The sequence below is a fragment of the Promicromonospora citrea genome (assembly GCF_013004695.1).
Lineage (GTDB): Bacteria > Actinomycetota > Actinomycetes > Actinomycetales > Cellulomonadaceae > Promicromonospora > Promicromonospora citrea.
In genome coordinates, this window is sequence record NZ_JABEMG010000163.1 from 1 (window position 1) to 8,648 (window position 8,648).

Here is an 8,648-nt window from a genome sequence, read left to right on the forward strand (position 1 = left end):
TGACGGCGGTCGGCGTCGGGGCGGCGGGCGTCGGGGCGGCGGCCGGGGACGCGGTCTCCGGGGAGCCCGTGTCCGACCCGGGCGCGCCCGGGGCGGGGTCCGTGACCGGAGCGTCCTGCACGTCGTCCCGCACCGCCTCCCGCCTGGCCTCCTCCCGGGAGCGGGCGGCCGCCTCCTCGAGCTGGACTCGGGCGGCGGCACCGGCCTCCTCGGCCTGGACCCGCGCCGCGGCGGCGCCGTAGGCGGGGTGCACCTGCCCCTCGGGGGCCGTGCCCGCCGGGAGGCCCGCCGGGAGGCGCTGGGTCGCCTGGGCGATCTCCTGCGTGGGCGGGGTCGACGGCGTGGGCGTCACCTGGGTCGGCTCCGCGGCGTCGACGGCCGCCGGGGGCAGCACCTGGGTGTCGTCGACGGCGTCGTCCGGGGTCTGTGTCGTGTCGTTCATCGTCTCGCTCGCGTCCTGGCCCTCGGTCGGGCCTGAGGTGGTGGGCGGGGTGTCGCCCGGGGTGTCACGCTCGGTCATGGCCTGTCTCCCTCGGTCTCGGTCACGATCACTTCACCGGCGCCGGCGCGGATGTCGAGGCTGAGCACCGCGCCGTCGGCGCCGACCTCGTCGCTCGCGAAGTACATGTCCTGCCCGACGCCGCTCGCGGAGCGGTCCTGGTCGTCGACGGTCCAGCGGACGTTGCCCGCCGCGACCGAGGCGTCCGCCTCGACGGGGACGTCGGCGGGCACGGTGACGACGGTCTGGCCCGCGCCCAGCTCGATGGGCACGACGACCGGGTCGCCCGGTTCGACGTCGGAGAGGTCGAGCTGCGAGAGGTCGATCTCCGGGGCGCCCCACCGCACGTAGAACCCGTTCTCGGCCTGGTCGACCGACGTCACGGTCACGGTGCCCTCGGTGAGGGTGGCCGCCCGCGGGTTGGACGGCTCGGTCACGATGTCCTCGATCTGGCGGCCGGTGACGACCGCCTCGTCCGCCCACCACGACGCCTCCGCCGTGGCGACCGTGATGTAGCCGAGGCCGAAGACCAGGGACACGATCGCGAAGAAGCCGAGCCAGCCGCTCGACCGGCCGCGGAGCGCGGACACGACGATCGCCGTACCGATGATCACCGTCGAGATGCCGAGCCAGATGGCCGCGAGGGTGTCGTCACCGAAGGAGAAGCGCCCCGGCCCCCACCGGCCCATGGCCAGCAGCGCGGCACCGGTCAGCAGCACCAGGCCGAGCGTGATACCGACGGCGGCGCCCCCGGGGCCGCGGCGCACGCGCGGGGCGGGCGGCGCGGTCCGCACGAGCTGCGGCTGCGGGGTGGGCATCGACGTCGGACGGTAAATCGGGTGCGGTGCCGTCGCAGCGGCGGACGCGGAGCCAGGCGCACCGGCCACCGCGGGGACGGCACCGGAGACCGGCGTGGCGTCGGGCCGGCGGCGGTAGTCGACCGGCGGGGCGGGCGCGAAGGGGGCGGCGGACGTGTCGGAGCCCGGGGCACCGGGCGTGGGGACACCAGGCGTCGGGACACCGGGTGTCGGGACACCAGGCGTCGGCACGGCGCCCGCCGTCGCGGCACCGGGGAAGCCCGCCCGCCGCGACTCGCGGTGCCGCTGCACGCCCTGGACGATGAGGTAGATCGTGACGCCGAGGACGGCCAGCCAGAACAGGAGCGCCACCCACTCCCAGTTGCCGGTGTCCCACCAGCCGACCGGGCCGCCCCACGCGAAGCCGATGAGGAACACCGCGACCGAGCCGAGCATCGCCACGTCGAAGTTGCCGCGCGTGGCCTCCTGGAGGTGGATGCGGCCGTCCCGCTCCGGCAGGAGCGCCCAGCCGATGCCGTACAGCACCAGGCCGATGCCGCCGAGGAAGAAGCTGATGATCAGCAGGCCACGGACGAGCAGCGGGTCCCAGCCGATCCGCTCGGCGACGCCGCCCGCGACACCACCGACCCAGCGCTGCTCGGAGCGCGGGAACAGACCGCGGCGGATCGACGCGAAGAAGCCGGTCTCCGCGTACGGCTGCTGGTGACCGGCGGCCGGTGCGGGCCCGGCTGCGGGCGGTGCGGCGTCGGGCTGGGGCTCGGACGCCGGTGCGGCGGGGTCGGCTGCAGGGCCGGCGTACGTCGTGTCGCCGGCCGACCCCGCGTCGGCCGGGCCGCCCGGCCCGCTCGTGGCGTCTCCAGGACGCGTCTCGTCGGTGCTCATGGTGACCATGCTGTCCGAGACTCAGTACCCCGGGCATCGGGGGCAGGCCCTGAACCAACCCTGGTTCCCCCGGCGCAGGACCCTGAGATCGAGGCTCAGGCATGTTCAGGGGGCCTGCTGCATGTGACGATCGGGGGGTGAACCAACGACTGACGCTCCGCAGGCCGGGCAAGGCAGGGCCCGGGTACAGCGGCCGCTGGCTCGCCGGCGTCGCCGCGGGTCTCGCGGCGCACACCGGCGTCCCGGTCTGGGTGGTCCGCGTCGTGTTCGTCGTGCTCAGCGCCTTCGCGGGAGCCGGCGTCGTCGCCTACATCTTCTGGTGGGTGACGGTCCCCACCGGCGTGCCCACCCGCCCGGAGGACGAGCTGCCCGCCGAGCGCAGGCGCCTCGCGCCGCGCCTCACCACGGACGCCGACGCCGACGCCGGGGCGCAGGAGCGCAACGCCGCCTCGCTGGCCGACCGCGTCCGCCTGTCCGGGCCCGTCTCGCGGCTCGCCGTCCGCGACATCTGGGTCGGCGTCGTGCTCCTGTCGAGCGCCGCGCTGCTCGTCGCGTACCGCGCCGGGTGGGACCCGGTCGCCTCCTGGGTGCTGCCCGCGCTCATCGGGCTCGGCGGTGTGGCCCTCGCCTGGAGCCAGATCGACGCCACCGAGCGCGACAAGTGGGTGGGCGGCGGCAACGGCTCGCTGCTGCGCTCGCGGACGGCGCTGCTGCGGCTCGCCGGTGGTGTCGTGCTGACCATGCTCGGCGTGCTCATGCTGGTCGGGCAGGACACACCGGTCAGCGTGCTCGCGCAGGCGGCGGTCGCGTCCGTCGCCATGGTCGCGGGCCTCGTGCTCGTCTCGGTGCCGTGGTGGATCCGGCTGGTGCGGCAGCTCGGCGACGAGCGCGCCGCCCGCGCCCGGGAGGCCGAGCGCGCCGACATCGCGGCGCACCTGCACGACTCCGTGCTGCAGACCCTCGCTCTCATCCGCTCCCAGGCGCACGACCCCGAGGCCGTCTCGCGCATGGCACGCGCCCAGGAGCGTGAGCTGCGCGGCTGGCTGTACGACGACCGCAGGGAGCCCGGCACGTCCGTCGCCGCCGAGCTCAAGGAGCTCGTCGCCGAGATCGAGGACGCCGTGGCGCCGCTGACGGTCGAGACGGTGGTCGTCGGCGACTGTCCCCCGACGGAGGAGACCTCCGCGCTGCTCCAGGCCACGCGCGAGGCGCTGCTCAACGCGTTCAAGCACGGGGCGCCGCCGGTCTCGGTGTACCTGGAGGTCACCGACGAGGTGGCCGAGGTGTTCGTCCGCGACCGCGGCGACGGGTTCGACCTCGACGAGATCGCGCAGGACCGGTTCGGGGTCCGGGAGTCGATCCTCGGGCGCGTCCGGCGCCGTGAGGGCACCGCCGAGGTCGTGAGCAGGCCAGGATGGGGTACCGAGGTGCGGTTGCGGATGCCGGTGGAGCGGCAAGGCAACGGCGACAAGAAGACCGAGAAGAACGGCAGGTCACGGGCGGCGACGCCGCGGACCGTGCCGGCCACTGTGGAAGGTGCGACGAGATGACGACCCCCGCGACGCCGTCGGGCAGCACGCAGAGCTCCGTGTCGATCCCGGTGCCCGTGGTGCTCGTGGACGACCATCACCTGTTCCGCACGGGCGTGCGGGCCTCGCTCGACGACCGCGTGACGGTGGTCGGCGAGGCGTACGACGTCGACTCCGCGGTCGCGGCGGTGCACGAGCACCGCCCGCCGGTCGTGCTGCTCGACGTGCACCTGCCCGGCGGGAACGGCGGAGGCGGCGCCGAGGTGGTGCAGCGCTGCGCGGACCTGCTCACCGAGGGCGTGCGGTTCCTCGCCCTGTCCGTGTCCGACGCGGCGGAGGACGTCGTGTCCGTCATCCGCGCCGGGGCCCGTGGCTACGTCACCAAGAACATCGCGCCGTCGGACCTGTCGTCGGCGGTCGTGCAGGTGGCGGGCGGCGACGCCGTGTTCTCGCCGCGGCTGGCCGGGTTCGTGCTCGACGCGTTCGGCGCGTCCGCCAACGACATCGCCGTGGCCGACGACGAGCTCGACCGCCTCTCCAAGCGAGAGCAGGAGGTCATGCGCCTCATCGCCCGCGGGTACTCGTACCGCGAGGTCGCGAGCGAGCTGTTCATCTCGATCAAGACCGTCGAGACCCACGTCTCGGCCGTGCTGCGCAAGCTGCAGCTCTCGTCCCGCTACGAGCTGACCCGCTGGGCCGTGGCGCGCCGTCTGCTCTGACGGGCGACGTCGACTGCCGGCGACTCGCTCGGGGGAGAGCCCCGCCCGGCGCGGGTGAAGTGACTTTCGTTGCGCCCGCTTCACCCGGTGTGTGAGCCTCGGTGCGCGGGCCGACGTCGACGCCCGCCGAGGGGGACACCGTGACGAGTCGTCTGCGCACCGCCGTGCCGGCCGCTGTGCCGGCGCTCGCGCTCGCCGCGCTGCTGCTCGGCGGGTGCACGGGCGGCGAGCCGTCGGACGGCGCCCCGACGCCGGGCGCCACCGACCCCGCGCCGTCGGTCTCGGCGTCGGCCACGGCGTCGCCCACCGCGTCGCCCACCGCCTCGGCCGACCCGTCCGACACCGCCGACCCGCCTGCGACGCCCGCCCCCGACGAGCAGGAGCTGCTCGACCAGGTGCGGGAGGACGGCACGCTGAGCGTGATCGTCGAGCTCGCCGTCGCCGACGCCGACGCGGGCCCGGCCGAGCGCTCCCGGCTCATCGAGGCGGCGCAGGACGACCTCGTCGACGAGCTCGACCCCGAGCACGCCCAGGTGACCACGCGCTTCCAGCGCAACCCCCAGATGACGCTGACCGTCGACGAGGACGGCCTCCGCGCCCTGTACGCCTCGTCGCGCGTCACGCACGTCTGGGAGAACGGCATCGTCCGGGTCCACTGAGACCCGGCACCACCGCACCACACGTACCGCACACCGCACCGCTCCATCGATCTGCACCACCCCAGAAAGAGGGAGATCCATGCGTCTGCAACGACCCCGGGTCCGGAGACCCGCTGCGGCGGCGCTCGCCGTCGTCCTGTCCTGCACCACCCTGTTCGGCGCGGCGTCCGCGGGCGCGGCCCCGCCGGACGACGGCGAGCGTGCCCTCGTCGCGCAGGCCGAGAAGGAGGGCCCGCTGCGGGTCATCGTCGAGACGGAACGGCTCGGTCAGCAGCAGGCCGTCGTCGGCGAGATGCGGGCGAGCGGCGCCGAGATCCGCACCGTGCACGTGTTCGACCGGTTCCCGCTGGTCGCGGTCACGGCCGACGCGGCGGCCATCGAGGAGCTCGCGCAGTCGCCGGAGGTCGTCTCGGTGCACCCCGACCGGCTCAACGCACCGACGATGGACTCCAGCCTGCCCGTCATCAACGGTGACGACGTGCACGCACGGGGCATCAGGGGCAGCGGGCAGACCGTTGCGATCCTCGACACCGGCGTCGACGCGGACCACGAGTTCCTCGGCGGGTGGGTCGTGGCCGAGGCGTGCTACTCGAGCGGGCCCCGGTCCATGTGCCCGAACGGGGAGGACGACCAGACGGGCGAGGGCGCCGCGCAGTGCGACGAGGAGCTCTGCGACCACGGCACCCACGTCGCCGGCACGGCGGCGGGCGCCGTGACGGGAAACGCCCCGGGCGACGGCGTGGCACCGGCCGCCGGCATCGTCGCCGTCCAGGTCTTCTCGCGCTACGACGACGCGGAGGACTGCTCGCCGAGCCCCGCCCCGTGCCTGCGGGCCACCGACTCGGACGTCATCCGAGGGCTGGAGTTCGTGCGCGACCTCGATCGGGACGTCGCGGCGGCGAACCTCAGCCTCGGCTCGGGCGAGCACGCCTCCGCGTGCACGGACAGCCCGTACCGGTCGGCGCTGCAGGATCTGCGGTCGGCCGGGATCGCCCCGGTGATCTCGGCGGGCAACGAGAACTACGACGCCGCGGTCAGCTCGCCGGGATGCGTCCCGGAGGCGGTGACGGTCGGTGCCACGGACGACGACGACACCCCGGCCGTCTGGAGCCCGGACGGGGACAGCGGGTCCAACCGCGGCTCCCTGCTCGACGTGTTCGCGCCCGGCACCTCGATCACGTCGTCCGTGCCGAGCGACTCGGACGACGAGTACGTGGCGCTCAACGGCACCTCGATGGCCGCCCCGCACGTCACGGGCGCGTTCGCGCTGCTGCGCGAGGAGCGGCCGGGTGACTCCGTGGACGTCCTGGAGGCGCTGCTCGAGGACACGGGCGTCGACGTGACGTATGCCAGCGGGGGCGGCGAGGTGACCACGCCCCGCATCGATCTCGCGGCCGCGCTGCCGCAGGAGGACTCCGGCCTGGTGTACACGGGGCCGACGTCGGCGGCCTTCCGGGCGACGTTCACCGCCTCGGCCACGCTGACCGCGGGCGGGAGCCCGCTGGCGGGGGAGACGGTGTCGTTCACGCTCGGCTCGGGCGGCGGCGCGCAGGAGTGCTCGGGCACCACCGACGCGTCCGGCGCGGCGAGCTGCGAGCTGACGGCGACCGACGCCCCGGGCGACACCACCCTGACCGCCGCCTTCGCGGGCAACCGCGACGTCGCGCCGGCGAGCGACACGGTCGCGTTCACGATCGGCCGGCAGCCCACCGTCGTCACCTACACCGGCCCGGCCGAGGCCGACTTCCACGACGCGTTCACGGCGTCCGCCACCCTGACGGCGGGCGGGAGCCCGGTGAGCGACCAGCCGGTGTCGTTCACGCTCGGCACGGGCGGCGGGTCGCAGGAGTGCTCCGGCACCACCGACGGCGCGGGCGTGGCGAGCTGCGAGCTCACCCCGACGGACACCCCCGGGTCGACGACGGTCGACGTCGCCTTCGCCGGCACCGCGACCCTGGAGCCGTCGAGCGACTCGGTGGCGTTCACGGTGACCCGGCAGGAGACCGCGCTGCGGTGGACCGGGCCCGAGAAGGTGGCGAACGGCACGGCCGTCGAGCTGTCCGGGGTGCTCACGGAGGAGACCGCCGACGGGCCGGCCGTCGCCGACCGCGAGGTCGTCCTCGCCCTGGGCGCGGGCGACGACCGCCAGGAGTGCACCGGTACCACCGACGAGTCCGGTGCGGTCGCGTGCACCGTCGACCCCGTCGACCAGCCGCTGAACGCGGACGCCACCGTGCCCGTGTCGGTCGAGTTCGCCGGGGACGCCTTCTACGAGCCGTCGACGGCGTCCGCGACCGTGCTGCTCGAGTACTACACGGGCCGCGCGTCCGGGCTGAGCGCGAGCGTCCCGCTCCCGCTGGTCGGGTTCGAGATCGAGCCGACACCGGACACCGGCGCGGTCCGCACCGCGGACGCGACGAGCACCGACACCCCGTGCCTCGCCGACCTCGACGTCGTGCTGCTGCGCGCCGCCGCCCTGTGCCCGGACGTCACCACGTCGCTCGCGCCGGGTACCGCGGTGGCGACCACGACCGTCGACGAGGTGCGGATCGGCCTGCCCGGGCTGCCGGTCATCGAGGTCGAGAACGCGACCGCGCAGGCCGTCGCCACGTGCGAGGGCGACGGGTCGGCGACCGGGAGCACCGGCATGACGCTGCGCATCGGCGGCGACGAGATCGAGGTCGGCACCGAGCCGAACACCGAGATCGCTCTGCCGGGGCTCGCCCGGATCGTCGTCAACGAGCAGGTGCCCGACCCCGACGCCGAGCACGGGCTCACCGTCCGCGCCCTGCGCCTGACCGCCCTGGAGGGAGGACTGGCCGACGTCGTCGTCGCCTCCGCGAACAGCGGTGTGCACAACTGCGCGAGCTGAGGGCCGCCCGTGGGGCCCGGTCTCCCGACCGGGCCCCACGGGCGCCCGACGCCTCGCTCCCACGGCAGCGGATGAAGTCGCCCGCAGTGCGTTCACACTGGTCGGACGCGTTGATACGCTGCGGTGCCCGGGCGGGGTCGATACCTCGCGGAGGTGCCCCGAGCAGGGGCATCGTGCACAGTTTCGGCGGCTGTCGCCGCACGTCCGTCGGAGATGAAGCCAGGTCCAGTGCGCACACGCCGAATCGTTAGCCTCCTCGTCGCCCTGGTCGCGGGCATCGTCTGGGTGCTCGGCACGCTCGCGAACCCCGCGAACGCCTGGGACCCCCTCAACTTCGTGCTCCGCGTCGTCGCGGGCGTGGTGACCGTCGCCGCCGTGGCCGAGTGGGTCGTGCTGACCGTCCGTGCGGTCCGGCGAGACGCGGAGGTTCGCGGGCCGGGCGGCGCGGACGGTCCCGCCGACGCGGCCCCCGCCCAGGTCGTGGCGCTCGGCACCGTCCCGGTCGTCCCCCGGGAGCCCGTGGCACCGCCCGAGCCCGTCCCGCCGCCATGTCACCACCGCTTCCGTCCGATCGTGCCGCTGGGACCGCCCCCTAGGAATACGTTACGGGACCCGTTATGTTGGATGTCGTCGTAGGTAGTTGATCCCTCAACTATCCGCCCAAACCGCC

The 8,648-nt window shown here is 74.7% G+C and carries 6 protein-coding genes and 1 pseudogene; 5 read left to right on the forward strand and 2 right to left on the reverse strand.

What is annotated here, in order from left to right; genetic code table 11:
* Positions 1–520, reverse strand: a pseudogene (locus HLB15_RS20815) (hypothetical protein); the annotation flags it as partial.
* Positions 517–2,199: a PspC domain-containing protein gene (locus tag HLB15_RS20820; protein WP_171108247.1), complete on the reverse strand. Its 1,683-nt coding sequence runs from the start codon at positions 2,197–2,199 to the stop codon at positions 517–519. The gene HLB15_RS20820 and the pseudogene HLB15_RS20815, both read right to left, overlap by 4 nt.
* Before the next feature lie 101 nt (positions 2,200–2,300).
* Between HLB15_RS20820 and HLB15_RS20825 the strand changes: the two genes are divergently transcribed.
* The 5 genes from HLB15_RS20825 to HLB15_RS20845 all read left to right on the forward strand — a co-directional run bounded on the left by HLB15_RS20825 (position 2,301) and on the right by HLB15_RS20845 (position 8,614).
* A complete protein-coding gene (locus HLB15_RS20825) occupies positions 2,301–3,749 on the forward strand; it encodes a sensor histidine kinase (RefSeq protein WP_171108250.1) in 1,449 nt (482 codons plus the stop codon).
* Positions 3,746–4,447, forward strand: coding sequence for a LuxR C-terminal-related transcriptional regulator (locus HLB15_RS20830; RefSeq protein ID WP_171108252.1), 702 nt, complete (start codon positions 3,746–3,748; stop codon positions 4,445–4,447). Before HLB15_RS20825 ends, HLB15_RS20830 begins: the two co-directional genes overlap by 4 nt.
* A 140-nt stretch (positions 4,448–4,587) precedes the next feature.
* Complete coding sequence (locus tag HLB15_RS20835; protein WP_171108254.1) at positions 4,588–5,106, forward strand: hypothetical protein; 519 nt, start codon at positions 4,588–4,590, stop codon at positions 5,104–5,106.
* 79 nt (positions 5,107–5,185) lie between these two features.
* Positions 5,186–7,978 (forward strand): choice-of-anchor P domain-containing protein, encoded by a 2,793-nt coding sequence (locus HLB15_RS20840; protein WP_171108255.1) that lies wholly within the window; start codon positions 5,186–5,188, stop codon positions 7,976–7,978.
* Positions 7,979–8,206: 228 nt separating this feature from the next.
* The gene (locus HLB15_RS20845; protein ID WP_171108257.1) at positions 8,207–8,614 is read left to right on the forward strand and encodes a hypothetical protein; all 408 of its coding nucleotides are present in this window, start codon (positions 8,207–8,209) and stop codon (positions 8,612–8,614) included.
* Positions 8,615–8,648 lie beyond the last annotated feature (34 nt).

What these genes read in the sequence shown, in the direction of transcription:
- HLB15_RS20820 (WP_171108247.1), bottom strand. Translation starts at nt 2,199, where the DNA reads ATGAGCACCGACGAGACGCGTCCTGGAGACGCCACGAGCGGGCCGGGC.
- HLB15_RS20825 (WP_171108250.1), top strand. Translation starts at nt 2,301, where the DNA reads ATGTTCAGGGGGCCTGCTGCATGTGACGATCGGGGGGTGAACCAACGA.
- HLB15_RS20830 (WP_171108252.1), top strand. Translation starts at nt 3,746, where the DNA reads ATGACGACCCCCGCGACGCCGTCGGGCAGCACGCAGAGCTCCGTGTCG.
- HLB15_RS20840 (WP_171108255.1), top strand. Translation starts at nt 5,186, where the DNA reads ATGCGTCTGCAACGACCCCGGGTCCGGAGACCCGCTGCGGCGGCGCTC.